This window comes from Nonomuraea sp. NPDC049649, assembly GCF_040675175.1.
Classification (GTDB): domain Bacteria; phylum Actinomycetota; class Actinomycetes; order Streptosporangiales; family Streptosporangiaceae; genus Nonomuraea.
In genome coordinates, this window is sequence record NZ_JBFAOH010000010.1 from 93750 (window position 1) to 118014 (window position 24265).

Below are 24265 nucleotides of genomic sequence, written 5' to 3' on the forward strand. Positions count from 1 at the left end.
GCTCTTCGTCACGGGCGCCTACGGCGGGACACCGCAGGCAGTGACGACGGCCGAAGACAGCTGGGCATACGCCGGTACGGGTTCGGCGCAGACTGGAGGAATTCGGGTGACAACGAAACGGCGTCAGGGTGTGCGGCGCGTGGCCGCCGGACTATAAGCCCAGCGGGCGGAGGACAAGGCAGAGCATGCCGGGCATGGTCACCTCCGTTGGTCGAACACGTCGAGCGCTTTCCACAGCGCCTGCGTGCGCTCGTGGGCGTTCCGCGCGTCCGCGGCGACGTGGGACTCGATCCCGGCCAGCAGCCCGTAGACCACCGAGGTGGCCGCGGTCACGGACTGGAAGAACGACACTCCCTCGCTGGGAACCGTGATCAGGTACGTGGCCGCGGACGCCAGGCGGGTGTTGGCGGCGTCCGTGATGACCACGACCGGCACGCCTGCTTCACGCACCGACTCGGTCAGGACGGCGATCTCGCGGAACTGCTTCCAGAAGCTGATCGCGACCAGGCAGTCTTCGGAGCCGAGCCTTCCGGCCGCCGAGGCCAGGTGCACTCCGCCGCGGCCCTCCAGCGTGAACGGCAGGCCCATGGTGCTCGCCAGATGGGCCAGCACGTGCGCCGGGGCGGTGAACGAGCCGGAGGCCACGACGAGGGTGCTGCGGGCGCCCGCCATGGCGACCGTCGCCGCATTCACCACTTCGGGGTCGACCAGCTCCAGCGCCAGCGTGAGATTGCGTATGTCGCGCCGCACGGCCTCGTGCACCGGGCCCATCGCACCGCCGTCGGCGTGCTCGGCCTTGGTCTGGTCGGTACTGAGGCTGGCCAAATAGTGTGCCCGCAACTCCTGTTGCAGCGCCGGCCAGCCCCGATAGCCCAGTGCCTGCGCGTAGCGCACCACGGTGCTCGGCGTGGTGCCTGCCAGCTCGGCCACCTCCGCGACCGGCGCGTAGGAGCATCGTTGCGGGTTGGCGGCGAGCGCCTGGGCGACGCGCCGCATGGTCGGGGATATGCCCTGATGCGAGTCGCCGCCCCCGAGCCAGGCCGGGATCGCCCGATCTTGCATCGCAACAATCCTTCCAATTGCGGGTGATTGGCACGATAGTTGCACAACCTGGACCTCTTGAGAAGAGACGTTTTGTAACAGATGGATCCAGGAGGCCGGCACCGCTGGAGCTTCTGAGGGGACGTCGCCGGTAGTGGCTTTGCCGGAACCGGGCTTGGCGGCGCCTTCGCCGGCGGACCGAGGTCAGGTCAGCGGAGTACGCGACTGGCCGGCCCTGGAGCCCGCGGGCCGACGCCCACGAGGTGGTCTCGAGCAAGCTGTCGGCGGACGGCGTCCCCGTCGAGAACATCACCCGCCTGGTCGGGCACTCTGGCGCGTCGGCGGTTACCGAGAAGGTCTATCGTCTGCCCGTCATCCAGGACGGCGCGATCGCCATGGACCGGAGACAGTCGCTCGGTCAGTCACTGGAGAAATCACAAAAGGCCACTTCCTGACTGGGAAGTGGCCTTTGACCGTGGTGGGCGATACTGGGATCGAACCAGTGACCTCTTCGGTGTGAACGAAGCGCTCTCCCGCTGAGCTAATCGCCCGCCCTGCCCGGCCCCCGTAGGGCCCGACGGGGAAAACCATACCGCACTCCGGGCCCCGCTGGCGAAACGATGGGGGTGGGGTGAGGATTCGGGATGAAACGCGGCGGTTGCCCACCGCCGGGGCAGGGCGGTGGCATACCATCGTCCTGTCCCGGGTAGACGCCCGATCGTGATCAGCATCGAGAGCGGTCGGCGGCGCCCATCGGGACGAGATCCACAACGCGCAAAACCCTTGCAAATACGACCCGACTGATCCCGTTTAGCCAGGTAGATGCCTAAATGTCCAGCTGTGAGTTGCGTTACAGAAGGGCCTCAGAGCGGAATCTTTCCAGGAGGTTTCTTCGTTCCGCCGTCATAGCTCGGATGTGGACGAAGTACGCCCGAGCACTGAAAGCCCCGTAGAGGGGACCTACGACGAAAAGGTTTGGCTGACGATGAACAGCACCACCGTCTCCGCCGAGCTTGGCCTTCGGCTTGTGGTCCCCGACCGTACTACCGTCCCCCTGCTCGCCGGGCTGAGCTACACAGCCGACGACCCGTACGCCATCCGCATGGCCTTCCACGTGGGGAACGACGAGCCGGTCGAGTGGATCTTCGCCCGCGAGCTGCTGACCGTCGGCATCGTGCGACGGGTCGGCGACGGCGACGTCCAGGTCTGGCCCGCCCGCGCCGACGGCGAGCGCACCCTGCACATCAGCTTGACCTCGCCCTTCGGGCAGGCGCTGTTCGAGGTGCCGCTGGCCCCGCTGACGGAGTTCCTGCACCGCACCTACGAGGTGGTGCCGGCCGGACGGGAGACCGACTACATGGATCTGGACGCCGAGCTGTCCAACATGCTCTGGTCGAGCTGAGCGCCGCGGGTCAGTGCAGTTCGTTCAGGGTGGCGCGCATCCTGGCGATCTCGATGCTCTGGCCCGCGTACATGTCTCTGGCCATGACGCGCATCCGCTGGTCCTTGCCGTCGGCCAGCTCCTCCTCCGCCATCTTGAGCGCGCCCTCGTGGTGCCTGATCATGAGCTGCAGGAACAGGCGGTCGAAGGCGCTGCCCTTGCTGGCGCGCAGGGCCCTCATCTGCGCCTCGGTCGCCATGCCGTAGCCCTCCATGTCCTTGGCGCCGCCGTGGTCGTGGCCAGACGGGACGCGGCGGCCCAGGCTCGCCAGCCAGCGCGACATGACGGTGATCTCGGGCTGCTGGGCGACGGCGATCTGCTCCGCGAAGCGGAGGACGGGCGCCGTGGTGGTGCGGTCGGGCGCCAGGGCGCACATCTCCAGCGCCTGCCGGTGGTGCGGGATCATGCCTTCGGCGAAGCGCACGTCCGCCGCCGCGGGCGTGATCGGTCCCTGGCCGAGCCGCTCGCCGGGGGTCGCGGTGCGGGCCGTCTCGCCGGGGCCGCCCGGGACGATCACCGGTGCGTCGGTGCCGATGGGCGAGGGCTGGCGGGGCTCGTCACCGCAGGCGACCAGGGCGGAAGTCAGCAGAACTGTGACCAATAGAGCGCGCATTCCGGACCAGTCTGGCATAGCTTCCATACTGAGCTATGACACGAGGGGGACTGGCGTGACGTTCGCCAAGGTTCGATGGGCCGCTCTGGGGGCGGCCTTTCTGCTGGTCACCGCATGCGCGGGAAGCCCGGAGGCCGAGGCGCCAGCCACCAGCCAGGAGACGAGCGTGTCCAGCGGGGTGATGACGAGCGACAACGTCACGCACGTGGCGAACGTCCCGCCCACCGCGCCGCTCGACGGCGAGATGGACTGGAACACCGACATGGCTTTCCAGGGCGACTACCTCTTCATGGGCAACTTCGGCGGGTTCACCATCTACGACATCGGCGACCCCACCGCTCCGAAGATTGTCAGCCAGGTCGCCTGCCCCGCGCAGCAGAACGACGTGTCGATCTACGAGAACCTGCTGATCCTGTCGATCGACGCGCCGCGCAGCGGCCCCGAGTGCGACTCGACGGAAGACCGGGGCGCGTGGGAGGGCCTGCGCATCTTCGACGTCAGCGACAAGACCGAACCGAAGTACGTGGGAGCCGTCGCCACCGACTGCGGCTCGCACACGCACACGATGGTCCCCAAGGACGGCAAGCTCTTCGTCTACGTCTCCTCCCCCGGCCCCGAGCCGGAGTCCGAGACCTGCCCGCCGCCGCACCAGCTGCTGCAGATCGTGGAGATCCCGGTGGACGACCCCGCGTCGGCCAGGCGGCTGCCCAGCCCGCAGCTGCCGATCGCGACCCAGAGCGAGGGCACCGGCTGCCACGACATCACCGCGTACCCGGAGAAGAACCTGGCCGCGGCCGCCTGCTTCGGCGACGGCTTCCTGCTCGACATCACCGACCCGGTGAACCCCACGCTGATCCAGCACGTCACCGACACGGTGAACTTCCAGATCTGGCACTCGGCGACGTTCAACAACGACGCGACCAAGGTGGTGTTCAGCGACGAGCTGGGCGGCGGCTCCTCCCCCACCTGCGTCCCGGAGGTCCCCTCCGCCAAGGGCGCGAACGCCGTGTACGACGTCGTGGACGGCAAGCTGGAGAAGCGCGGCTACTTCAAGATCCCGCGTCACCAGCAGGAGACCGAGAACTGCGTCGCCCACAACGGCTCGCTGGTGCCGGTCCCGGGCAAGGACATCATGGTGCAGGCCTGGTACCAGGGCGGCGTGTCCTTCTTCGACTTCACCGACTCCAACGACATCAAGGAGATCGGCTTCTTCGAGCGCGGCCCGTACCCGGAGGACGACGGCGGCATCGCCGGCTCCTGGTCGGCGTACTACTACAACGGGTACGTGTACTCGGCCGACATCCGGATGGGCCTGGACGTCCTGCGGATCGACGACCCGCTGACGGACCCGGCCAAGGACGTGAAGATGGACGACTTCAACGTCCAGACCCAGAAGAGTTACTGAGGCGGCGTGATCGTCCCCGCGCGCCAGCGCCGGTACGTGGTGCTCCAGGTCGAGGCGAGCACCGCCCCCTCGATCGGGGCACGCCAGGCCAGCGTGTAGGCGCGCGGGCGGTCCGCCGCGTCCAGGGTGAGCCGCCAGCTCAACGTCGACCGGGCGAGCTGCTCGCGCTCCCAGTTCGCGATCTCCTGCAGGAAGAGCTGCATGCCCGGGGGCGTCTCGTGGGCGTCGAGGGAGCCGGCGTAGGTTCGGCCGTCCCGGCGGATCTTCCCGGTGAGGGCGATGGTGTCGGCGGCGACCCCGACGGAGGTCATCATCGCCACCATGCGGGCCGCGAACGCGGTGTCGGAGTCGTCCTCCTCCGCCACCTTGCGGCCGTCCAGGTAGAGGCCCTGGCCGGGTCCGGCCGTGATGAGGACGGCCTGGGACCGGCCGGGCCGGGCGAGGGTCATGGCGTAGTCGACGCTGTTGTACCCGTCGGCGTGAGGCCGGTAGGCCAGCCGGCCGGTCGCCTCCGCGTGCACGTTGCTCTGGCTCAGGCCGCCCTCGTGGGTGAAGTCCGCCAGCGGGGTGACGGCCATGGCGTCCTGTAAGGCGGAGGCCAGCCTCCGGGGATCAGGCGAAGGCGGGGCGGCGGAGGTGCGGGACGACGCGGTGCGGGTGGGGGTGGACGGCGCGGGGGTCGTGCTCGGCGAAGGGGACGTCCCCGACGCGGGGGACGTGCTGGGCGAGGAGGACGTGAGCGCCCCGGTCCGGCCCCCCGGCAGGACGCGCCCCCACAGGACGGCGCCCGCGGTGCCGAGGGCGGCGGTCACCGCGCCCGCGCCGATCAGCACGGTGCGGCGGGAGACGCGGGCGGGCGTCGCCTCCTGCTCGGCGGCCGGCCGGTTCTCGCCCAGCAGTTCCAGCAGCAGGTCGCGGGCCGCGGGGCGGCGGGCGGGGTCCTTGGCCAGGCAGCGGGCGACGGTGCCGCGCAGCGGCTCGGCCAGGCCGCTCAGGTCGGGCTCGCCGTGCAGGATGCGGTGGATGGCGGCGGGCAGGGCGTCGCCGCCGAACGCGGGCCGTCCCGTCGCCGCGAACACCATCGTGCAGCCCCAGGCGAACACGTCGGCGGCGGGCCCGACCGGCCCGCCCGCGAACTGCTCGGGCGCCATGTAGCGCGGGGTGCCGGACAGCCCGCCGCTGGTGGTGCTGGAGTCGACGAGGCGGGCGATGCCGAAGTCGATGACCCGCGGCCCGCCGGAGGCCATGAGCACGTTGGCCGGTTTGAGGTCGCGGTGCACGACGCCGGCCCGGTGGATGGCGGTGAGCGCGGTCGCGGTGGCGATCGCGAGCCGCATCAGGGCGGCGCCGCGCAGGGGCGCGACGGCCGAGAGCGGCGGGCCGTCGATGTACTCGCTCGCCACGTACGGCGGGTCGTGGCCGAGGTCGGCGGCGATGACGCGGGCGGTGCAGAAGTCGGCGACCTTCTGGGCGGCGGCCAGCTCGCGTTCGAACGAGCGGTCGAGGTCGCCGGTGAGCGTCTTGACGGCCACGCGCTCGCCGCCGGGCCCGTGGCCGTGGTAGACGATGCCCTGGCCGCCCTGGCCGAGGCGGCCGGTGATCCGGTAGGGACCGAGCCGCTCCGGGTCGCCGGGGCGGAGGGGGGCGACGGTCACGCCGGGCTCAGGGGTCGAGGTCGGCGGCGGAGCGCTCGGCGAAGACGCGCATGGCCTTGGCGGTGAGGGGGCCGGGGGCGACGGGCAGCACGGTGTCGTCGACGCGGGCGATGGGCTGGACGTCGCGGGTGGTGGAGGTGAGGAAGGCCTCCTCGGCGGAGTAGAGGGCGGACAGCGGCAGGTCCGTCTCCTCGGCGCCGGACCATTCGAGGACGAGCGCCCGGGTGACGCCGGCCAGGCAGCCCGAGGCGAGCGTCGGGGTGAACAGCCGGCCGTCGCGGACGATGAAGATGTTGGAGCCGGTGCCCTCGCAGAGGTTGCCGGCCAGGTTGCCGAAGACGGCCTCGCCGCCGCCGCGGGCCTTGGCGTAGGCCAGGGCCTTGGCGTTGTCGCCGTAGGAGGTGCTCTTGACGCCGGACAGGGCGCCGCGCTCGTTGCGCGGCCAGGGCACGACGGTGACGTCGGCGGTGGCGGGGAACGGCTTCTGCTCGCCGACGATCACGATCGTGGTGGTGCCCTGGTCGCCGCGGTCGGAGCCGAGCGGGCCGGGGCCGCTGGTGTAGGTGATGCGGATGCGGCCGAGGTCCCAGGCGGGGGCGGCCGCCACGCAGCGGGCGACGCCGTCGCGGATGGCCTCCTGGTCGGGCTCGGGCAGGTCCATGCGCTGGGCCGAGAGCTTGAGCCGGTCGAGGTGGCGGGTGAGGGCGAAGGGCCTGCCCTTGACGGTCTTGATGGTCTCGAACACGCCGTCGCCGACCATCAGGCCGTGGTCGAAGACCGAGACGGTGGCCTGCGCGGGGTCGAGCAGCTCCCCGTTGACCCAGACAGGGACGTTCATGGATTTCCTCCTGAGGATGCCAGTGCGATCAGCCTGGACGCCTTGAGCTCGGTTTCGGACCATTCCCGCCCGGGGTCGCTGCCCCAGGTGATGCCGGCTCCGGTGCCGAAGCGGAGCAGGCCGGCGCGGATCCAGAACGTGCGGATGCCGACGGCCAGCGCCGCCGTGCGCCGGTCGGCGTCGACCCAGCCCACGGCCCCACAGTAGGGCCCGCGCGGCTCGGGTTCGAGCTCATCGATGATGCGCAGCGCCGAGGATTTCGGCGCGCCGGTGACGGAGCCGGGCGGGAAGGTGGCGGCGAACAGCTCGGCCCAGCCCGCGCCCGGCTCCAGCCGGGCCCGGACGGTGGAGACGAGGTGGACGAGGCCGGGGTGCTCCTCGACGGCGCAGAGCTCGGGCACTTCGACGCTGCCGGTGGCGGCGACCCGGCCGAGGTCGTTGCGGACCAGGTCGACGATCATCACGTTCTCGGAGTAGTCCTTCTCCAGCAGGTCGGCGGCGGTGACGCCGGTGCCCTTGATGGGGCGGGACTCGATGACGTCGCCGTCGCGCGACAGGTAGAGCTCGGGCGATGCGGAGACGACGTCGAGGCCGGGCAGGTGGATGACGGCGGCGTGCGGGGCGGGGTTGCCGGCGGCGAGCCGGGCGGCCAGCGCCAGCGGGTCGGACCCGGCGGGCAGCGGCGCGGTGAGGACGCGGCAGAGGTTGGCCTGGTAGACCTCGCCGCGCTCGATGTACCCGCGGATGGCGCGCACGCCCGCCTCGTAGGCGGCCTGGTCGAGGGAGCTGCGCCACTGGTCGGGGCGGGGGCCGTGCCAGGGGCCGCGCGGCGGGGGCAGCGGGGCCGGGCGTACGCGGTCGAAGCGGGCGCAGGTGACCTTGCCTTCGTAGTCGACGACGACGGCCCACCAGCCCTCGCCGTCGAGGGCGGCCAGGTCGGTGGTCACGTCGCGCAGCCCGGTGGCGAGCCGGTCTCCTAAATACGCGTAGCCGTCGTACACGTCTCCCATTCTCCCAGCATTCCGGCGAGCTCGGTCGCGGCGGGCAGCGCCGGTTCGGGCAGGGCCGCGTACACGGTGCGGGCGGGCAGCCGCCCGCGCAGGGGGCGCAGGACGAGTGAGGGCGGCACGGCGCGGGCGGCCAGTTCCGGCACGAGGGTGACGCCGAGCCCGGCGGCGACGAAGCCGAACTTTCCGGACCATTCGGCGACGCGCAGCCCGGTGCGCGGGGTGAAGCCGGCGGCGGCGCAGGCGGCCAGGAGCAGGGTGGGGTGGCCGCGCGGGGCGGCCTCGATCCACCGCTCGTCGGCCAGGTCGCGCAGGTCGACGTCGTCCTGCCCGGCGAGGGGGTGGTCGCGGGGCAGCGCGACCAGGAGGCGGTCCTGGAGCAGCGGGACGAGGCGGAACTCGCCGGGCGGCGTCACCAGGTAGTCGCTGATCACGGCGATGTCGAGCGCGCCGGCGTGCAGGCGTTCGATGAGGCGCGGGCTGAGCGCCTCTGCGAACCGCAGGTCCACGCCGGGGTGGCGGTCGGCGAACCGTTTCAGGGTGGCGGGCAGCAGGTCGGCGTTGGCGGTGGCGAACGAGCCGACGCGCAGCGTGCCGCCGCTGCCGCGGTGCAGCGCGGTCAGCTCCTCCCCGGCCCGGTCGAGCTGGTCGAGGACGCGGGCGGCGTGCCGGTGCAGCAGGTGTCCGGCGGGGGTGAGCCGGACGCCGCGCGGGAGGCGTTCGAAGAGCGGGCCGCCGGCGGCGCGTTCGAGCGCGGCGATCCGGCGGGAGACGGCGGACTGGGTGTAGCCGAGCAGGTCGGCGGCGGCGGTGAACGATCCGCTCCTGGCGACCTCGTCGAACAGGCGCAGGGCGGCGGTGTCGAAGGCATTCGGGTCAGGCATGGCTGGCATGCAATCTAGTCGGTGGTGGAATGCCGCGCGATCCCTTTCACTGTGGGACATGATCACTTTTCTCGGACAGGGACGGATGGGCGTCCCCATGGCCCGGCGGCTCACCGAGGCCGGGCACCAGGTGACCACGTGGCGGCGCGGAGCCGGGGTCGACGCGGCGTCGGCGGTCGAGGGCGCGGACCTGGTCATCACGGTGCTGCGGGACCCGGACGCGGTGCGCGAGGTGCTGACGGCGGCGCTGCCAGGGCTGCGGCCGGGGGCGACGGTGGTGGAGATGTCCACGATCGGGCCGCAGGCGGTGCGGGAGCTGCGGGCGCTGCTGCCGCCGGAGGTGCGCCTGGTGGACGCGCCGGTGCTGGGCGGCGTCGGCCCGGCCGCCGCGGGCACGCTGACGGTGCTGGCCGGCGGTGACGTGTCCGGCTGCCGGGAGGTGCTGGAGGTCTTCGGCACCGTGCGCGAGTGCGGGCCGCTGGGCGCGGGCGCGGCGCTGAAGCTCGCCGTCATGAGCGCGCTCGTGCCCGCCCAGGTGCTGGTGGCGGAGACTCTCGCGTACGGGAACGCGCACGGGATCGATCGTGAGGCGCTGCTGGACGTGCTGGCGGGCACCCCGCTCGGCGCGGTGGCGGAGCGGCTGCGCGAACCCGCCCGGGAGACCCGCTACGCGCTCGGGCTGGCGGCCAAGGACCTGTCGCTGGCGGCCTGGCCGGAGGCGACGCTCGCCGCCGCGGCCCACCGGCGGCTGCGCGAGGCCGAGGCGGCGGGCCTGGGCGAGCGGGACCTGACCGCCGTCGCCGGGCATGTGGCGGCCGGGCATGGCCCGGTCGCGCGGGTGGTGCCGCTCAATCCGGCGACGGTGCCGGCCACGAACGGGATGTACTCGCACGCGGTGCGGGTGGGAGACATGCTCTACGTGTCCGGGCAGGCGGCCTTCGACGAGCGGGGGAACCTGGTCGGCGAGGGGTCGATGACGGAGCAGGCCGAGCACGTCTTCCGGTGCCTGGGCAGGATCCTCGCCGACCAGGGCGCGGGGTTCGGCGACATCGCGTTCCTCCGTACGTACCTGACGAACATGGACGATCGCGTCGAGTACGGTCAGGTACGCCGGAAGTACATCACCGGCACTCCCCCGGCCAGCACGACCGTCGAGGTGTCGCGGCTGTTCATGCCGGGGCTGCTGCTGGAGGTGGACGCGATCGTCGCGCTGCCGTCCTAGCCGTACACCTAGCTGAGCGGCCCGGTGACGCTCTCGGCGGCGCCGACCACGCCGCCGGTGACCACCAGCCGCACCGCCGCGTCGATCTCCGGCGCGAGGAACCGGTCGGGCCCCGGCCCCGGCACGGACTCGCGCAGCGCCTTCACCACGGCGGCGGTCGCCGGGGCGGGGGTGAGCGGGCGGCGCAGGTCGAGGGCGCGGGCGGCGGTGAGCACCTCGATGGCCAGCACGCGGGCCAGGCCGTCGACGGAGCGGCGCAGCTTGCGGGCCGCCGACCAGCCCATCGACACGTGGTCCTCCTGCATGGCGCTGCTGGGGATGGAATCGACGCTGGCGGGCACGGCCAGCCGCTTCAGCTCCGAGACGATGGCGGCCTGGGTGTACTGGGCGATCATGTGGCCGGAGTCGACGCCGGGGTCGTCGGCCAGGAACGCGGGCAGGCCGTGGTTGCGGGCCACGTCCAGGAAGCGGTCGGTGCGCCGCTCCGCCATCGAGGCCAGGTCGGCGGCCACGATGGCGAGGAAGTCGAGCACGTACGCGAGCGGCGCGCCGTGGAAGTTGCCGTTGGACTCGACCCGGCCGTCGTCGAGCACGGCCGGGTTGTCGACGGCGCTGGCCAGCTCGCGCCCGGCGACGGCGGCGGCGTGCGCGATCGTGTCGCGGGCGGCGCCGGCGACCTGCGGGGCGCAGCGCAGCGAGTAGGCGTCCTGGACGCGGGTGCAGGCCTCGGGGTCGCGATGGCTGGCCATGATCTCCGATCCGGCGAGGATCTTGACCATGTTGGCGGCGGCGACGGCCTGGCCGGGGTGCGGGCGCAGGGCCTGGAGCTCGGGGGCGAAGACGCGGTCGGTGCCGAGCAGCGCCTCGACGCTCATGGCGGCGCTGACGTCGGCGGTCCTGGCCAGCGTGGTGAGGTCGGCGATGGCGAGGATGAGCATGCCGAGCATGCCGTCGGTGCCGTTGATGAGGGCCAGGCCCTCCTTGGCGGCCAGTTCGACCGGTTCGACGCCGGCCTGCTTGAGCGCCTCGGCGGCCGAGGTGACATTTCCGGACTCGTCTCGTACGACTCCCTCGCCCATCAGCGTGAGGGCGACGTGCGCGAGCGGCGCGAGGTCGCCCGAGCAGCCGAGACTGCCGTACTCGTGCACCACCGGCGTGATGCCCGCGCTGAGCAGCGCGGCGAGGGTCTTGGCGGTGGTCGGGCGGACGCCGGTGTGGCCGGTGGCCAGGGTGTGCAGGCGCAGCAGCATGAGCGCGCGCACCACCTCGGTCTCCACCTCGGGGCCGTTGCCGGCGGCGTGCGAGCGCACCAGCGAGCGCTGGAGCTGGGCGCGGAGCGAGGGGTCGATGTGGCGGGTGGCCAGCGCGCCGAACCCGGTGGAGATCCCGTACGCGGGGACGGGGGCCTCGGCCAGGTCGTCCACCCGCTGGCGGGCCGCCGAGACCGCGGCGACCGCGTCGTCGGTGAGCCGGACGGGGGCACCGTGGCGGGCCACCCGGATGACGTCGTCGAAGGTGAGGGGCTCGGGACCGACGTTCACGACCTCGTTGTCGCGCATGATGTGTTTCTCCCGCCTTAGGTAACCGGCGAATGCGATGTTAGCTCCTTACCGGAGAACAACGCGGCCAGCCCCTCCCGTCCCTCGCCGGTGAGCACGACGGCGCGCGGCAGGCTCCCCCTGCGAAACCAGCCGCGCTCCAGCAGCACCCCGGTGATCGCCGCGCCGAGCGCGCCGCCGAGGTGGGGGCGGCGCTCGGTCCAGTCGAGGCACTCCGGGGCGAACCTGCGCCGCGACCGGCGCGCCCGCTCGACGTCCACGCCCAGCTCCGCCAGCAGCCGCTCCCCCGCCGGGGTGACCCGCTCGCCGTCGAGGCAGCCGTGCCCGCGCAGCGCCTCCAGCAGCGCCACCCCGGCCCGCCCGGCCAGATGGTCGTAGCAGGTGCGGGCCTCCTCCAGCAGCCGGGCCTGGCGCGACTGCCGCAGCGACCGCACCGGCGGCCGGCCGCTCACCCGGGCCAGCACCTCCAGCACCTCGGCCACCTCGTGACCGGCCAGCCGGTAGTAGCGGTGGCGGCCCTGCCGCACCACGGCGACCAGCCCGCCGTCGAGCAGCCGGGCCAGGTGGGCGCTCGCGGTGGCGGCGCTCACCCCGGCCACCCGCGCCAGCTCCCCCGCCGCCAGCGCGGTCCCGCCCAGCAGCGCCGTCAGCATCGCGGCCCTGGCCGGGTCGGCGATGAGCGCGGCGACCGGCGCGATGTCGGCATCGGATCGGTTGCCCATACGGCGACCGTAACGCAGGCACGTTTCGACGCCGGGCGAAACGTCAGCGGTGCCGGGTGCCGAGCGTGCGGCGGCCCAGCACCACGCCGAGCGCGATCATGCCGAGGCCCAGCACGAAGTGCAGCCAGTCGTCGGCGGTGTTCAGCGGCACGAAGTTGGCCGCGCTCTCCTTGTCGATGAGCAGCCCGTAGACCCAGAGCAGCAGGTAGATGACCCCGCCCCCGATCAGGAACCACTTGGCCAGGTTCATCGTGCGCGCCATGAGCAGCCCGGCGACGCCGAACAGCAGGTGCACGATGTTGTGCAGGATCGACACCTGGAACACGCCGAGCAGCCGCGCCTCGGAGTGGTGGCCGGCGAACGCCATGGCGTCGAAGTTCGTGGTGATGCCCGGCACGAAGCCGAGCAGCCCGACGATCAGGAACAGCAGCCCGACGAGCAGCGACGCCGCCTGTACGGGCGTGCGCGCGACGTTGGTGTGCGACTTCGGGGTGACCATGAGACCCTTCCCCCGGTTGCCGGTACATGGTGCCGATCAGCTACCCCGCGATGGCCACCCCATACCCCTGGATAGGGTGACGGAATGCATGAGCAGGCAAGAGTCGCGCTGGTCACCGGCGCCTCCCGCGGCCTCGGCGCCGCGATCGCGCGCAGGCTGGGCGCCGACGGCTGGGCCGTCGCGGTCAACTACCGGTCCGACACTCCCTCCGCCGCCGCGGTGGTCGACGAGATCAAGGCGGCGGGCGGGCGCGCGGAGGCGTTCCAGGCGGACGTGACGGACGAGGCCGCCACCGCCGCGCTGGCGGCCCGGGTTTCGGAGGCGCTCGGGCCGGTCGAGACGCTGGTGCTCAACGCCACCGGGCCGCAGCCGGAGCTGGGCGTCGAGGAGCTCACCTGGCAGGACCAGCTCGACCAGCTCACGTTCTTCGTCAAGAGCCCCACGCTGCTCGTCCAGGCCTTCCTGCCCGGGATGCGCGAGCGCGGCCGGGGCCGGATCATCCAGATCGGCTCCGACATCGTGGACCGGTCGCTCCCCCGTACCTCCGCCTACACCGCCGCCAAGGCGGCGCAGCACGCGATGTCCCGCAGCTGGGCGCGCGAGCTCGGCCCGTACGGGATCACCGTGAACGTGGTCGCGCCCGGCTGGATCCCGGTGGAACGGCACACCGGGCTGGCGGTCGACGGCTACGTGGCCGAGGTGCCGGTCGGCCGGATCGGCTCACCTCGGGACGTGGCTGCGGTGGTGGCCTTCCTCGCCTCCGACGAGGCCGCGTACATGACCGGGCAGCGGGTCACCGTCAACGGCGGGCACACCTCGATCCCGATCTGAGTTTGGGGAGTCGGCGACTTTTCGCTATGGTTCTCTCGTCACCCGGAGTTCATCCGGGGAAGACGCGGAAGTGGCTCAGGGGTAGAGCATCACCTTGCCAAGGTGAGGGTCGCGGGTTCGAATCCCGTCTTCCGCTCGGTCTCACGCGAGGACGATTAGCTCAGCGGGAGAGCGCTTCCCTGACACGGAAGAGGTCACTGGTTCAATCCCAGTATCGTCCACCATCAGCCCCCGGCCTCTGGCCGGGGGCTTTCGCGTTTCCGGGGCCGTCCCGGCTGCTCGCCCTCGTGGACGCGCTCAACGAGGAGAACGCGGGCGTGAGCCGGACGTCGCCGGGCTCGGGACCGCTGCTCCCCGCATATGACGACCGCCCCGCGTGGGGACGGTGAGGAGCGGGTCAGAGGCCGAGGTCCCGGAGCAGGGCCTCGCCGTGGGCTTCGCCGGCGAGGAACAGGGTCCGGGCGGACTGGTAGCGGCACCCGGCGGCGTCGAACGCGTCCTTGGTGGCGAGCAGGGCCTGCCGGTCGCCGTCGAGCAGGGCTGCGGCCCGTTCCACCAGGGCGCTCGCGACGGGGTTGCCGGACACTGTTGTGCGGGCCTCGGCCAGCCGCTCGCGGGCGCCGGGGGCTCCTGACAGTACGGTGGCTTCGGCGCGCAGGGCCACATACCAGTGGAGCCAGGTCCAGGTGATCCACTGCCACACCTCGCCCGGTTCGGGGGCCAGCCGCTCCAGAGCCTCGGCCGCCTGACCGCGGTGGAGCAGGAGGATCGCGGCGAAGATCGCGCCGTAGCCGCGGGTGCCGGCCGGTGACTGGTCGACCTGGCCGAGTACCGCGTTCCATTCTTTGCAGGCGTCCTCGTCGCCGCGCAGGCCGTGGATCGTCGCGACGGCGGCGGCAGGAGGGCCGAGAACCGACCCGGCGGGGCTGGCCGCCCGCCGCCATCCGTCGAGGAAGCGGACGCCGCCGGTGAGCACCTGCGCCGCGTCTCCGGCCAGTGCGTCGGCGACCAGGAGCCAGCCCGTGGCCCGGTGGCCGACCTCGGCCAGCAGGGGGTGGTCCGCGAGCCTGCGGGCCCACCGGCGGGCTCCCGGCAGGTCGCCGGTGCCGATGGCGGCCTCGGTGGCCTCGCCCAGCGCCTCGATCAGCTCGTGCGTACCGGCCGGGGTGTACGAGGCGGAGGTCCGCAGCCCGTATCCGGCCGTGGCACCGGCGTCCGTACCCGCCGGGATGTACGAGGAGGACGTCAGCAGCGCGGCGCGGTGGGCGGCGGTGGTGGCGGCGGCGAATGCGTCGCCTGTCCAGCTCTGGGCGCAAGTGAGGGTGTCGAGTGCGGCGGACTCGGCGAGCGGGTCGCCTGTGCGGCGGGCGAGTTCGACCGCCCGTCCGGCGCGGGCGATCGTGGTGTCGTCCAGGCTCTGGTCGACGAGTGCGCGGCCGGCCTCGGCCAGGGCCAGTGCGGCTCCGGCGGCCGGGTCGTCACCGGCAAGCTCCCGTGCCCTGGTGATGAGGGCGTCCGTCTCCTCCCGTGGACGTTCCCGTACGAACCTGCTGGAGAAGCGGTAGACGTCGGCGGCGGCGGTCGCCAGGTCGCGGGCGGCGCCGGCGGGGTCGCCGGAGCGGAGCGCGGCGTCGGCGGCGGCGCGGCGCAGGCGGTACATGTCGTCGCCGCGCATCCGGCAGCCCGCCACGGCGGCGGCGTGCCTCAGCATCGGCGCGCAGGCGGGGTCGGGGGCGAGTTCGGCAGCCTGTTCGTAGCGGGCTTGGGATTCGCCGATCAGGTTGCGGGTGAAGGTCAGTTCGGCCAGGGAGCGGGCGAGGTGATAGGCGTCCTCACGCCTGTGCGGGCGGTCGGCGGTCCAGGCCAGGGCGGCGCGGAGGTCGTCGGCCACCGCGTCGAATCCGGCCCTGCCGCCTTCGCTCGTGGTGAGCCTGGTGGCCTGGGTCAGGCACCAGCGGGCGTGACGGGTTCTGGTGTCGTCCAGTTCCTTGGCCTCGGTCAGGCGTTCCAAGCCGTACTGGCGGATGGTCTCCAGCGCGCGGTACTCCGTCCCGAGCGGGGAGGGCGTCACGGCCAGGAGGCTCTGTTCGGCCAGGCGGGCCAGGCCTTCGGCGACGATGCCCTCCTCTCCCCCGGTCACGCCGGCCGCGGCCGTGGCGGTGAAGGGGGCGACGAAGACCGACACGCGGCGCAGCAGTTCCCGGTCGTGCGGTTCGAGCAGGGCGTGGCTCCAGTCGAGCGCGCCTCGTACCGAGCGGTGCCGTTCGTCGGCGCGGGAGCCGCCCGTGAGCATCCGCAGCGGGTGGGACAGGGCGGCGGTGATGCCGTCCAGGCCGAGCGTGGCGCAGCGGGCAGCGGCCAGTTCGATGGCCAGGGCCATGCCGTCCAGCCGCTCGCAGACGGCGGCGATCCGGTCGCTCGATGCGGGATCCAGGGGGCTGCCCACGGCGGCGGCGCGCTCCATGAACAGCGCGACCGCGTCCGCGTCCACCGAGAGCGGCGGCACCGCGTAGACCCGTTCGAACGGCACCATCAGGCGGGCCCGGCTGGTCGCCAGCACGGTGAGCCGCGGGCAGTCTTTCAGCAGCCGCTCGACGAAGAACGCCACCCCGTCCAGCACGTGCTCGCAGTTGTCCAGGACCAGCAGGGCACGGCGGTCGGCCAGGGCGGCGACCACGGACTCGGTCAGGTCCTTGCCGGGCTGCTCGCTGAGACCGACGGCGCCGGCGACCGCGGTGGCGACCAGGCCGGGATCGGTGACCGGGACGAGATCGGCGAACCACACCCCGTCGGCGTACTCTCCGGCCGTCGCGGCGGCCACCGCCAGGGCCAGCCGGGTCTTGCCCACGCCGCCGGGGCCGACCGCGGTCACTTGACGGTGGTTTCGGATCAGCGCGCTCAGGTCGGCCTGTTCGCTCGCCCGGCCGATGAACGAGGTCAGGGGGGTGGGCAGGGCCGGGTGGGGTTCGTACGAGGTCCGCTGGGGTGCTCGGCGGGCCAGCGCCCGGCGGTCCGGTAGCTGGAGCTTGCGGAGCAGCGACGAGACGTGGCTCTCGACCGTGCGCACCGAGATGAACAGGCGGGCCGCGATCTCGGCGTTGCTGAGGTGGGCCCCGACCAGTTCCAGCACCTCGGCTTCCCGAGGTGAGATCTCCACATCTGTCAGCACCGGTCCAAGTTTGCCGTATTTCTCGCCGTACGCACCCGGGGCGACCACCGAGCACGGTCCGTGCCGCCGATCCGTGGTCACCACGGATGTGGGCGGGCCGGGCCGGACGACAAGCTGAGCCTGTCCGAAACACCGGGCCGGCGCGGCCCACGACCACCGGAGCGACCATGACCACCTACGGCATCAAGACCGTGCTGCATCCCGTGTCCGACCTGGCGAAGGCCAAGCCGGTCTACGCGGCGCTGCTCGGAATCGAACCCCAGACCGACTCGCCGTACTACGTCGGCTTCGACGCCGGGGGCCAGCACATCGGGCTGGTGCCGGACGGCGGGCCGCAGGGCATGACCTCGCCGGTGGCCTACTGGCACGTGCCCGACATCGAGGCGACGCTGACCGCCATGACCGCCGCGGGCGCCGCCGTGAAGGAGGCCGCGCACGAGGTCGGCGGCGGCCGGCTCGTCGCCACCGTGACCGACCCCGACGGCAACGTGCTCGGCCTGATCCAGGACCACTGAGCCCGGCGCGGGTTTCCGCCAGATCGACACATCTTCGAGAGGAATTTCGTCATGAGCAACACCGAAAGCGCCACGTACGAGGGGTTCACGGCCGAGGAGCGGGCCGCGATGAAGGAGCACGCCCAGGAGCGGAAGAAGGCGGCACGGCGCGCCTCGCGGGCGGACAAGGCGGCGGAAGCGGTACGGGACGTGCTCGCGAAGATCGCTGAGATGGGCGACGCGGACCGGGTGACGGCCGAGCGGGTCCACGCGGTCGTCATGGCCGCCGCGCCCGACCTGGCGCCGCGGCTCTGGTACGGGATGCCCGCCTATGCGCTGGACGGCAAGATCATCTGCCACTTCCAGCCCGCGGCGAAGTTCAAGACCCGTTACGCGACGCTCGGCTTCAGCGACCAGGCCGGGCTGGACGACGGGGCGATGTGGCCGGTCGCGTTCGCGCTGGCCTCGGTGACGCCCGAGGTCGAGGCGGAGATCAGCGTGCTGGTGAAGCGGGCGGTGGGCTGACGGGCTGAAGTTTTTCGCACGCCTCGTGCAGGGCGGGGGTCGGCGCCAGGTCGCGGGCCGCCCGGATCGCGGCCGACAGGAACGTGATCCAGATGTCGACCAGGGTCTCGATCGGGTGGTGGCGGCCGCTTCTGAGCCAGGTGAGCGCCGTCTCGTCGCAGGCCGCGGCGAATCCGCGCAGCGGCAGCCGGAGGGCGGGCTCGTCGGCGTCGAGGCCGAGCATGCGGCAGATGCCGCGGAGACCCTCGCGGCGGCTCGCCTCGAAGGCCTCCGCCGCGACGTCGGTGGTCTCGGCGCGGCGCAAGATCAGGTTCTGGGCGGCGTCCTCGTGCTCGGCCAGGAACCGCAGGTGACCGGTGAAGTGGCGGCGCAGCTGCTCCAAGGGGGGTCCGCCGGGGCCGGCCTCGCAGGCGGCGCGGAGGCGGCGGTCGATCTCGCGCACCGTCTCCGCGTACAGGCTCTCCTTGCCGTTGAAGTGGTGGGACAGGAGGCCGTGCGCGACCCCGGCGGTGCGGGCGATGTCGGCGACGGTGACCTCGGCGTAGGGGCGCCGCGCGAAGTTCTCCATCGCGGCCTGCAGCAGTTTGCGGCGCGTCTCCTGGGCGGCCAGTTGCCGCCGGGTGGGCGGCTTGCCGGTGACGGGCGGGGTCACGTCTGTTCCTTCCGGCGCGGGCGGTTTCTCACCAGGGTAGGGCTCTCACTTGATTGACTGTCGTTCAATGACTTATATTCAACCAAAGTATGAGCGACACCGCGCGAAAGGACCCCACCGTGGCTTTCCGGTTACCGCTGCCCGACCAGGACGACCCCGTCTGGACGGCGGCCAACGGCTTCATCGTGCGCAGGGACGAAGGCACCCTCCGGCGCATCGGGCACGAGAGGATGACGGTCAAGATCACCGGTGACGAGACCGGCGGCACCCTCGCCCTCATGGACGGCGTCATCGAGCCCGGCCACGGCAACACCCCGCACATCCACTCCAAGGAGGACGAAGCCTTCTACGTCGCCTCCGGCGCCTTCGAGTTCATCAACGGCGACCAGAAGATCAAGGCCGAGGCCGGCGACTTCCTCTACATCCCCAAGGGCACCCGCCACGGCTTCCGGAACATCGGCGCGGACCCGGCCCGACTGCTCATCTTCTACCTGCCTGCCGGCCCCGAAGCCTTCTTCCTGGCCCACGGCGAAACCGACGGATCACCGGCCCCGTGGACGGACGAGAAACTCAACGGCATGGTCGACATCCTGGGCGCCCACAACATGGTGCTCCTCCCCACCAACCACGACTGGGACTGAGCCCGTCAGCCAACCCCCCGCTAAGAGGTCTTAATAAGCTAAGGGCTTCGCCGTAGAGGCGCTTCGCGCCTTTCCCGCTCAGGCGTTTCTTCCAGTCGGCCCGGCGGCCGACCCCTGAAGGCCCTCGCTCCACTCGGACGGCTTTCTTGGAAGAGCGCCTGGCGGCGCTCCACCAGGGGGATCTGGTCACCATCTATGCAATAGATAGGCAGTCAGGCGTCGTACGCGTCGGCTCAAGGCCGGGGCGCGGCGTGAGGCTGCCAGGGCCGTCAGACCTCGCCGGGACCGATTGATCGTCAGCACCTCGCCCGACCCAGACGACCTTCCCTCCGGGGAGATAGGCGCCCCAGCAACCTTCCCTCCGGAGATAGGCCCAGCGGCCCCTTCACGGATAGGCGCCCCAGCGACGCGAGGGCACGCCTACAGCGCTTATCTGAGGATCCGATGGCCAGTGTCTGGTGAGGTGGGGCCCATGTCCCACACGTCGATGATTAGCATCTCCGAGGCCGTGGACTTGAGCTGCACGAATGCCGCTTCGCTTCATGACACCTGAGATTGTGTCGGGAGCCATGTCGAGTCCGGCGGTACACGTTCGACGCGTCGGCGAGGGGACGGAGATCCGGTCACCCTCGCACGAAGTCGACCAGGTACTCATCCCGGAAGGAAGCCATGAAATACGTGCTGATGCAGTTCGGCGACGAAACCGTCCTGAGCGGCAAGTCTCAGGAATGGGTCCAGCAGATGATCAAGTTCATGAGGAAGTTCACCGAAGGGCTGAGGGAGTCCGGTGAACTGCTCGCCGATGAAGGGCTGGCACTCGCACCGAATGCGAAGCTGGTGAGTCTCGAAGACGGCGAGGTGTCCGTGCGGGACGGCACGTTCGCCGAGCCCAGCCAGTCACTGGCCGGCTGGTGGCTGGTGGACGTCGTGGACGAGGCCAGAGCGCTGGAGCTCGCCCGCCAGATCGTCGCCGGGGCCGGCGAACCGGTGGAGGTCCGCCGATGCCACGAAGCTCCGGTGATGTGAACGGATCAGGCCAGGAGTCCCAGAGTCTCGGGCATCTCGCAGGCCGTCAGTGAGAGGGCACGGGCTCGCTTAGGAGATGCGGTTTCGGCTATCGGCTATCGGGAGGTGGTTACCGCAGTAACCCGTCCCGCGTTTCTGGTGGAGCGCCGCCAGGCGCTCTTCCCGGGAAGGCTGTCCGAGCGGAGCGAGGGCCGTCAGGGGTCGGCCGCCAGGTCGACCGGAAGAAACGCCTGAGCTGGAAGGGCGCGGAGCGCCTGGTGGCGAAGCCCACACAAGGGCACCTGAGTGCCGACGAATGGCATGGGATTTAGAGTTGGCATGCCATTCAGAAAAAGGAGGCATATGGACAGCTTCTCCCGCTATGTCTGACGGCCTCCAGAGCGTGATTTCCATATCGCTTGACGGTCCAGGCGTCACCATCCAGGCTCGCGTGTGTGCAAGTCCACGCACCTTCGGAGCAGTGGAGGCCATCATGGCGCTTCGGTTCATCGGCATCGACGGCACCAGCGAGCACGGCGGCTGTCCCTCCGTCTGGGTCGATGACGAGGACGGAAGCTTCGTCATCCAAGGCGTCGTTGTCACGGATCCGGCGAAGGTGCGGCAGGTCGCGGCCCGAAGCCCGCTCGCACCGGGCGAGATGATCGTCAGACTCCCGGCTCACATGCGCGGCTACCTCCTGGAGGCGTGTGATGGACGTGTCCCCGACGCTGGATGAACTGCTCGGGCGCTGCACACGCTCAGCCGTGCACCTGGAGATGCGCGACGGCTACGGTCATGGGAGCCCCGGCTATCAGGCCTGGAGAGAGGGCCTTCCCTTCGACCGCACCGACTTCGACGCACCGTGGGTCAACCTGATCAGGGAGACGGTCGGCCGCGGGATCGTGGTGCGCCGTGCCCGCATCGTCTCGGAGCCTGTCAGCGATTACATCCGCTACGAACATGCCGCCACGCCCTACGCCAATCTCGCGGGCGGCGAGCAGGTTCGCTGGCTCCCTCGGGCCAGAGCCTCCGATCTGACCCTGCCCGGCAATGACTTCTGGCTGTTCGACGGGCGGCTCGTGCGCTTCGGTCTGCACTCGGGCGACGGCGAAGCCACAGGTCATGAGGACTGCGGTGACCCGGCTGTGGTGGCACTGTGTTCCTCTGCCTTCGAGGCCGTCTGGGAGCGCGGCATCGACCACGTGAACTACCGACCGGCCTGATTTCGGACGTGTCCACCTCGCCTTCGTCCAGCGCCCATGAGGCCCGCCTGTCCATCGGCAAGCGGCTGCGAGAAATTCTCCGGGATTCGGGCATCACCGCCAGGGCTCTGGCTCGGCAAGCCGGCTGGGACGAGTCGAAATGCTCTCGACTTATCAATGGCCGCACCCTGCCGTCCGACGACGACATACGGACCTGGTGCCGGATCTGCGGCGCCGAAGACGAGATCCCCGATCTGATCGCCGCCAGCCGCGACGCCGACAGCATGTACGTGGAATGGCGGCGGTTACAGCGCAGAGGCATGAAGCACCTGCAGCAAACGCGGCTCTCCCTGTACGAGCAGACCCGGCTCTTCCGCTTCTACTGCTCCCAGTTCATGCCGTGGCCCCTCCAGACGCCCGGCTACATGCGAGCCGTCCTGTCAGCGTTCGCCGACTTCCACGAGGCGCCACGCGACATCGACGAGGCCGTCCAAGCCCGCGCCGCCCGCAGCAGGCTGCTCTATGAGGGACAGCACCGGTTCGCCATCATCATGGAAGAGTCGGTCCTGCATGATCGGATCGCCGACGATGCCGTTATGGCCGGGCAACTCGGACAGCTCCTGGAGGGCATGTCTCTCCCGTCCGTGTCCCTGGGGATCATCCCGTCCGACGCCCCGCGCCGCCTGTGGACGATGGAGACCTTCTCGATCTACGACGACAGGCGCGTGTTCGTGGAACTCCTCTCAGCGGGGGTGACCGTCACCCAGCCCAGGGAGATCGCGCTGTACGTCAAGGGATTCACGGAACTGGCAGACCACGCGGTCTACGGCGACAAGGCCCGCGCTCTGATCACGGCCGCGCTGGCGTCTCTTGCCTAATTGCAAGTTCGTACAAGTTCGTTGAGCCCCGAAACGGCCGGCTCCTACCGTCGGATCATGGCCCGCACACGCACGATCGCCCTCTCCGATGACCACCTATCGGAAGAGGAAGCGGGGGCGCAGAAAGCCGCCCTGGATCAGCTTCTCCCTCACCTGACAGCCGTCGGACTCCACACGGAACTGCTCCAAAGGGTGACGATCGGAGCGGGGCAGCCGAACCAGGCCGTCGAATCCCGTCGGCATCCGCCTCAGCTCATCGTCTACGCGGGCCTCCGGAAGATCGCCACGATCAGCATCGGGCCTCGCTCCGGCAGTTACCTGATCGAGCTGGGGGGCTGCGGCGCACTGATCCAGTCGGCCCCGATCGAAGTAGTCCCTGCGTCGCGGCCGGACCGAGCGGCCCAACTCATCAAGGAACATGCCGGAGCGCCGGAATGACGTCGGACCCGCCGCCGATCCGCTGGTCCCCCTCCCCTCGTTCCCTGACCTGCGAGCTCGGCCGGGTGGGCACGCGGACGCTGTTCTCGATCATTGATCGGCGGTACGAGTTCGCGCTGCATCCCCAGATCCCTGGACGCGACGGGATCACGCTGCGCAGCGAGGCGTTCGAGGTTCACGATCAGCCTCCTGAAGCCGCCCGGGAGAGGGCGGGCGCGCGCTAAGGAGATGTGGCACGAGTTCCTGCTGGACCTGGCCATGCCCAGCGGGCACCGTAGCCCGGACAGAAGAAATCGAACGAGGCGACGAGGTCTTTCAGCTTCGCACAGGCGTCGGACGAAGTCGGCACCACATGAGGTCGGACAAAGTCGGCACCGCATGGAGGCCGGACAGGGTTTCCGGCACGGCTCGGAGGTCGGACGAGGCCCTCCGACAACCACACGGAGTCACGACGACCCGGTGAGAGCGTGCCGGCTGTCCACGGCTCCCCCACCGGTGACCGCACCCGGCCAGGGGTTCCCGGTACACGCCCATCAGGAGCGGCTACCGCAGCCACCCCGTCCTTGAACGCCTATCGGGAAGTGGCTACCGCAGCCACCCGTCCCGGGTTTCTGGTGGAGCGCCGCCAGGCGCTCTTCCCGGGAAGGCTGTCCGAGCGGAGCGAGGGCCTTCAGGGGTCGGCCGCCAGGCCGACTGGGGGAACGCCTGAGCTGGAAAGGCGCGCAGCGCCTCTACGGCGAAGCCCTTTGGCGAAGCCCTTTGGCGAAGCCCTTTGTGGTGAGGCCCTTTGTGGTGAGGCCCTTCGGGTTGACCGTCAGGGGAATGATGGCGGGGTCTGGGTGGTTAGGCTGCGTACGTGCGGGTCATCGTGTTCGGGGCCGCCGGCATGCTCGGGCAGGGCGTGCTCCGGGAGTGCCTGGACGACGAACGGGTGACGGCGGTGCTGGCCGTCGGCTCCCCGGCCGGTGTCGCGCATCCGAAGCTGCGCGAGGTCCGGCACGACGATCTGCTCGACCTCACGCCCATAGCGAGCGAACTGGCCGGTTACGACGCCTGTTTCTCCTGCCTGACCTCGTCGTCGGCGCGGATGCGGGAGCCGGAGTACCGGCGCGTCACGTACGACTCCACGCTCTCGGTGGCGAGGACGCTCGCGGAGGTCGGCCCCGGCTCCACGTTCGTGTACCTGTCGAGGGCCGGCGCGGACGCCCGGAGCCGGACGATGTGGGCGAGGGTGACGGGTGAGACGGAGAACGCGCTGCTGGCGCTGCCGCTGGACGTCTACGTGTTCCGCCCCGGTTACGTCCAGCCGACGCACCGGACCGGGTTCTACCGGCTGGCGTACGTGGTGGCGGCGCCGTTCTATCCGGTGCTGCGGCGGCTGTTCCCGTCGACGGTGACCACGGCGGCGCAGGTCGGGCGGGCGATGATCGCGGTGGCCGAGCGGGGGGCGCCGGGCCGGGTTCTGGATGCGGCGGCGATCAACGCTCTGTGACACCCTGGAATAACGAGCTCCGGCTGGGCGCTTACATAGCTGTTGAAAGTTC

The 24265-nt window shown here is 71.1% G+C and carries 26 protein-coding genes and 3 tRNA genes; 17 read left to right on the plus strand and 12 right to left on the minus strand.

Annotation, left to right across the window (positions count from 1 at the left end):
• Positions 1 to 198 precede the first annotated feature (198 nt).
• The gene (locus AB0J42_RS15970; RefSeq protein WP_364294319.1) at positions 199 to 1062 is read right to left on the minus strand and encodes a MurR/RpiR family transcriptional regulator; all 864 of its coding nucleotides are present in this window, start codon (positions 1060 to 1062) and stop codon (positions 199 to 201) included.
• 242 nt (positions 1063 to 1304) lie between these two features.
• Between AB0J42_RS15970 and AB0J42_RS15975 the strand changes: the two genes are divergently transcribed.
• Positions 1305 to 1496 carry a hypothetical protein gene (locus AB0J42_RS15975; protein ID WP_364294322.1) on the plus strand — a complete coding sequence of 64 codons (192 nt, stop codon included), beginning with the start codon at positions 1305 to 1307 and terminating at the stop codon, positions 1494 to 1496.
• 21 nt (positions 1497 to 1517) lie between these two features.
• Here the strand turns inward: AB0J42_RS15975 and AB0J42_RS15980 are convergent.
• A tRNA-Val gene (locus AB0J42_RS15980) sits at positions 1518 to 1592 on the minus strand.
• A gap of 434 nt (positions 1593 to 2026) precedes the next feature.
• Between AB0J42_RS15980 and AB0J42_RS15985 the strand changes: the two genes are divergently transcribed.
• A complete protein-coding gene (locus tag AB0J42_RS15985) occupies positions 2027 to 2443 on the plus strand; it encodes an SsgA family sporulation/cell division regulator (protein WP_364294325.1) in 417 nt (138 codons plus the stop codon).
• Between the two features lie 10 nt (positions 2444 to 2453).
• Here the strand turns inward: AB0J42_RS15985 and AB0J42_RS15990 are convergent, their stop codons facing one another.
• On the minus strand, positions 2454 to 3095 hold the full coding sequence (locus tag AB0J42_RS15990; protein WP_364294328.1) for a DUF305 domain-containing protein: 642 nt from the start codon (positions 3093 to 3095) through the stop codon (positions 2454 to 2456).
• Positions 3096 to 3150: 55 nt separating this feature from the next.
• Between AB0J42_RS15990 and AB0J42_RS15995 the strand changes: the two genes are divergently transcribed.
• The gene (locus AB0J42_RS15995) at positions 3151 to 4500 is read left to right on the plus strand and encodes a hypothetical protein (RefSeq protein WP_364294331.1); all 1350 of its coding nucleotides are present in this window, start codon (positions 3151 to 3153) and stop codon (positions 4498 to 4500) included.
• Here AB0J42_RS15995 and AB0J42_RS16000 read toward each other — a convergent pair.
• Genes AB0J42_RS16000 through AB0J42_RS16015 form a run of 4 tightly spaced genes read right to left on the minus strand, consistent with a single transcriptional unit; the run spans position 4494 to position 8884 of the window.
• Positions 4494 to 6155: a serine/threonine-protein kinase gene (locus AB0J42_RS16000; RefSeq protein WP_364294334.1), complete on the minus strand. Its 1662-nt coding sequence runs from the start codon at positions 6153 to 6155 to the stop codon at positions 4494 to 4496. The genes AB0J42_RS15995 and AB0J42_RS16000 overlap by 7 nt on opposite strands.
• 7 nt (positions 6156 to 6162) lie before the next feature.
• Positions 6163 to 6993 (minus strand): aminotransferase class IV, encoded by an 831-nt coding sequence (locus AB0J42_RS16005; protein WP_364294337.1) that lies wholly within the window; start codon positions 6991 to 6993, stop codon positions 6163 to 6165.
• Positions 6990 to 8003, minus strand: a complete 1014-nt coding sequence (locus AB0J42_RS16010; RefSeq protein ID WP_364294340.1) for a chorismate-binding protein — start codon at positions 8001 to 8003, stop codon at positions 6990 to 6992. The genes AB0J42_RS16005 and AB0J42_RS16010 overlap by 4 nt, the downstream gene beginning before the upstream one ends.
• A complete protein-coding gene (locus AB0J42_RS16015; protein ID WP_364294343.1) occupies positions 7970 to 8884 on the minus strand; it encodes a LysR family transcriptional regulator in 915 nt (304 codons plus the stop codon). Before AB0J42_RS16015 ends, AB0J42_RS16010 begins: the two co-directional genes overlap by 34 nt.
• 58 nt (positions 8885 to 8942) lie before the next feature.
• Here AB0J42_RS16015 and AB0J42_RS16020 point away from each other — a divergent pair, with 58 nt between their 5' ends.
• Positions 8943 to 10106 carry a Rid family hydrolase gene (locus AB0J42_RS16020; RefSeq protein WP_364294346.1) on the plus strand — a complete coding sequence of 388 codons (1164 nt, stop codon included), beginning with the start codon at positions 8943 to 8945 and terminating at the stop codon, positions 10104 to 10106.
• 8 nt (positions 10107 to 10114) lie between these two features.
• On the opposite strand, the gene hutH is transcribed toward AB0J42_RS16020, so the two are convergent.
• The 3 genes from hutH to AB0J42_RS16035 are packed head-to-tail and all read right to left on the minus strand — an operon-like array spanning position 10115 to position 12886.
• Positions 10115 to 11665, minus strand: a complete 1551-nt coding sequence (gene hutH, locus AB0J42_RS16025) for a histidine ammonia-lyase (protein ID WP_364294349.1) — start codon at positions 11663 to 11665, stop codon at positions 10115 to 10117.
• Between the two features lie 17 nt (positions 11666 to 11682).
• Positions 11683 to 12387, minus strand: a complete 705-nt coding sequence (locus AB0J42_RS16030) for a helix-turn-helix domain-containing protein (RefSeq protein ID WP_364294352.1) — start codon at positions 12385 to 12387, stop codon at positions 11683 to 11685.
• Positions 12388 to 12430: 43 nt separating this feature from the next.
• Positions 12431 to 12886 carry a DUF4383 domain-containing protein gene (locus AB0J42_RS16035; RefSeq protein ID WP_364294355.1) on the minus strand — a complete coding sequence of 152 codons (456 nt, stop codon included), beginning with the start codon at positions 12884 to 12886 and terminating at the stop codon, positions 12431 to 12433.
• 84 nt (positions 12887 to 12970) lie between these two features.
• Between AB0J42_RS16035 and AB0J42_RS16040 the strand changes: the two genes are divergently transcribed.
• The 3 genes from AB0J42_RS16040 to AB0J42_RS16050 all read left to right on the plus strand — a co-directional run bounded on the left by AB0J42_RS16040 (position 12971) and on the right by AB0J42_RS16050 (position 13941).
• Positions 12971 to 13717: an SDR family oxidoreductase gene (locus tag AB0J42_RS16040; protein ID WP_364294358.1), complete on the plus strand. Its 747-nt coding sequence runs from the start codon at positions 12971 to 12973 to the stop codon at positions 13715 to 13717.
• A 64-nt stretch (positions 13718 to 13781) separates the two neighbouring features.
• A tRNA-Gly gene (locus AB0J42_RS16045) sits at positions 13782 to 13853 on the plus strand.
• 13 nt (positions 13854 to 13866) lie between these two features.
• Positions 13867 to 13941: transfer RNA gene (locus AB0J42_RS16050), tRNA-Val, on the plus strand.
• Between the two features lie 173 nt (positions 13942 to 14114).
• On the opposite strand, the gene AB0J42_RS16055 is transcribed toward AB0J42_RS16050, so the two are convergent.
• Entirely contained in the window at positions 14115 to 16886 is a 2772-nt protein-coding gene (locus tag AB0J42_RS16055; protein WP_364294361.1) for a LuxR C-terminal-related transcriptional regulator, read from the minus strand.
• A 167-nt stretch (positions 16887 to 17053) separates the two neighbouring features.
• Here AB0J42_RS16055 and AB0J42_RS16060 point away from each other — a divergent pair, with 167 nt between their 5' ends.
• Together AB0J42_RS16060 and AB0J42_RS16065 are read left to right on the plus strand one after the other, a co-directional pair.
• On the plus strand, positions 17054 to 17401 hold the full coding sequence (locus tag AB0J42_RS16060; RefSeq protein WP_364294364.1) for a VOC family protein: 348 nt from the start codon (positions 17054 to 17056) through the stop codon (positions 17399 to 17401).
• Positions 17402 to 17452: 51 nt separating this feature from the next.
• Positions 17453 to 17905 (plus strand): DUF1801 domain-containing protein, encoded by a 453-nt coding sequence (locus AB0J42_RS16065; RefSeq protein WP_364294367.1) that lies wholly within the window; start codon positions 17453 to 17455, stop codon positions 17903 to 17905.
• Here AB0J42_RS16065 and AB0J42_RS16070 read toward each other — a convergent pair.
• A complete protein-coding gene (locus AB0J42_RS16070; protein WP_364294370.1) occupies positions 17874 to 18557 on the minus strand; it encodes a TetR/AcrR family transcriptional regulator in 684 nt (227 codons plus the stop codon). The genes AB0J42_RS16065 and AB0J42_RS16070 overlap by 32 nt on opposite strands.
• A 119-nt stretch (positions 18558 to 18676) precedes the next feature.
• Here AB0J42_RS16070 and AB0J42_RS16075 point away from each other — a divergent pair, with 119 nt between their 5' ends.
• The 8 genes from AB0J42_RS16075 (at position 18677) to AB0J42_RS16110 (ending at position 24213) form a co-directional block, all read left to right on the plus strand.
• Entirely contained in the window at positions 18677 to 19198 is a 522-nt protein-coding gene (locus tag AB0J42_RS16075) for a cupin domain-containing protein (RefSeq protein WP_364294373.1), read from the plus strand.
• A gap of 669 nt (positions 19199 to 19867) precedes the next feature.
• A complete protein-coding gene (locus AB0J42_RS16080; RefSeq protein WP_364294376.1) occupies positions 19868 to 20224 on the plus strand; it encodes a YciI family protein in 357 nt (118 codons plus the stop codon).
• Positions 20225 to 20684: 460 nt separating this feature from the next.
• Positions 20685 to 20939 (plus strand): hypothetical protein, encoded by a 255-nt coding sequence (locus AB0J42_RS16085; RefSeq protein ID WP_364294379.1) that lies wholly within the window; start codon positions 20685 to 20687, stop codon positions 20937 to 20939.
• Positions 20914 to 21426, plus strand: a complete 513-nt coding sequence (locus AB0J42_RS16090; RefSeq protein ID WP_364294382.1) for a DUF6879 family protein — start codon at positions 20914 to 20916, stop codon at positions 21424 to 21426. Before AB0J42_RS16085 ends, AB0J42_RS16090 begins: the two co-directional genes overlap by 26 nt.
• Complete coding sequence (locus AB0J42_RS16095) at positions 21360 to 22283, plus strand: helix-turn-helix transcriptional regulator (protein WP_364294385.1); 924 nt, start codon at positions 21360 to 21362, stop codon at positions 22281 to 22283. Before AB0J42_RS16090 ends, AB0J42_RS16095 begins: the two co-directional genes overlap by 67 nt.
• 57 nt (positions 22284 to 22340) lie before the next feature.
• Complete coding sequence (locus AB0J42_RS16100; RefSeq protein WP_364294388.1) at positions 22341 to 22721, plus strand: hypothetical protein; 381 nt, start codon at positions 22341 to 22343, stop codon at positions 22719 to 22721.
• Positions 22718 to 22945, plus strand: coding sequence for a hypothetical protein (locus AB0J42_RS16105; protein ID WP_364294390.1), 228 nt, complete (start codon positions 22718 to 22720; stop codon positions 22943 to 22945). Before AB0J42_RS16100 ends, AB0J42_RS16105 begins: the two co-directional genes overlap by 4 nt.
• 632 nt (positions 22946 to 23577) lie before the next feature.
• The gene (locus AB0J42_RS16110) at positions 23578 to 24213 is read left to right on the plus strand and encodes an epimerase (RefSeq protein ID WP_364294393.1); all 636 of its coding nucleotides are present in this window, start codon (positions 23578 to 23580) and stop codon (positions 24211 to 24213) included.
• Positions 24214 to 24265 lie beyond the last annotated feature (52 nt).

What these genes read in the sequence shown, in the direction of transcription:
- AB0J42_RS15970 (WP_364294319.1), bottom strand. Translation starts at nt 1,062, where the DNA reads ATGCAAGATCGGGCGATCCCGGCCTGGCTCGGGGGCGGCGACTCGCAT.
- AB0J42_RS15985 (WP_364294325.1), top strand. Translation starts at nt 2,027, where the DNA reads ATGAACAGCACCACCGTCTCCGCCGAGCTTGGCCTTCGGCTTGTGGTC.
- AB0J42_RS15990 (WP_364294328.1), bottom strand. Translation starts at nt 3,095, where the DNA reads ATGCGCGCTCTATTGGTCACAGTTCTGCTGACTTCCGCCCTGGTCGCC.
- AB0J42_RS16005 (WP_364294337.1), bottom strand. Translation starts at nt 6,993, where the DNA reads ATGAACGTCCCTGTCTGGGTCAACGGGGAGCTGCTCGACCCCGCGCAG.
- AB0J42_RS16010 (WP_364294340.1), bottom strand. Translation starts at nt 8,003, where the DNA reads ATGGGAGACGTGTACGACGGCTACGCGTATTTAGGAGACCGGCTCGCC.
- AB0J42_RS16015 (WP_364294343.1), bottom strand. Translation starts at nt 8,884, where the DNA reads ATGCCTGACCCGAATGCCTTCGACACCGCCGCCCTGCGCCTGTTCGAC.
- AB0J42_RS16020 (WP_364294346.1), top strand. Translation starts at nt 8,943, where the DNA reads ATGATCACTTTTCTCGGACAGGGACGGATGGGCGTCCCCATGGCCCGG.
- hutH (WP_364294349.1), bottom strand. Translation starts at nt 11,665, where the DNA reads ATGCGCGACAACGAGGTCGTGAACGTCGGTCCCGAGCCCCTCACCTTC.
- AB0J42_RS16030 (WP_364294352.1), bottom strand. Translation starts at nt 12,387, where the DNA reads ATGGGCAACCGATCCGATGCCGACATCGCGCCGGTCGCCGCGCTCATC.
- AB0J42_RS16035 (WP_364294355.1), bottom strand. Translation starts at nt 12,886, where the DNA reads ATGGTCACCCCGAAGTCGCACACCAACGTCGCGCGCACGCCCGTACAG.
- AB0J42_RS16040 (WP_364294358.1), top strand. Translation starts at nt 12,971, where the DNA reads ATGCATGAGCAGGCAAGAGTCGCGCTGGTCACCGGCGCCTCCCGCGGC.
- AB0J42_RS16060 (WP_364294364.1), top strand. Translation starts at nt 17,054, where the DNA reads ATGACCACCTACGGCATCAAGACCGTGCTGCATCCCGTGTCCGACCTG.
- AB0J42_RS16065 (WP_364294367.1), top strand. Translation starts at nt 17,453, where the DNA reads ATGAGCAACACCGAAAGCGCCACGTACGAGGGGTTCACGGCCGAGGAG.
- AB0J42_RS16080 (WP_364294376.1), top strand. Translation starts at nt 19,868, where the DNA reads ATGAAATACGTGCTGATGCAGTTCGGCGACGAAACCGTCCTGAGCGGC.
- AB0J42_RS16090 (WP_364294382.1), top strand. Translation starts at nt 20,914, where the DNA reads ATGGACGTGTCCCCGACGCTGGATGAACTGCTCGGGCGCTGCACACGC.
- AB0J42_RS16100 (WP_364294388.1), top strand. Translation starts at nt 22,341, where the DNA reads ATGGCCCGCACACGCACGATCGCCCTCTCCGATGACCACCTATCGGAA.
- AB0J42_RS16105 (WP_364294390.1), top strand. Translation starts at nt 22,718, where the DNA reads ATGACGTCGGACCCGCCGCCGATCCGCTGGTCCCCCTCCCCTCGTTCC.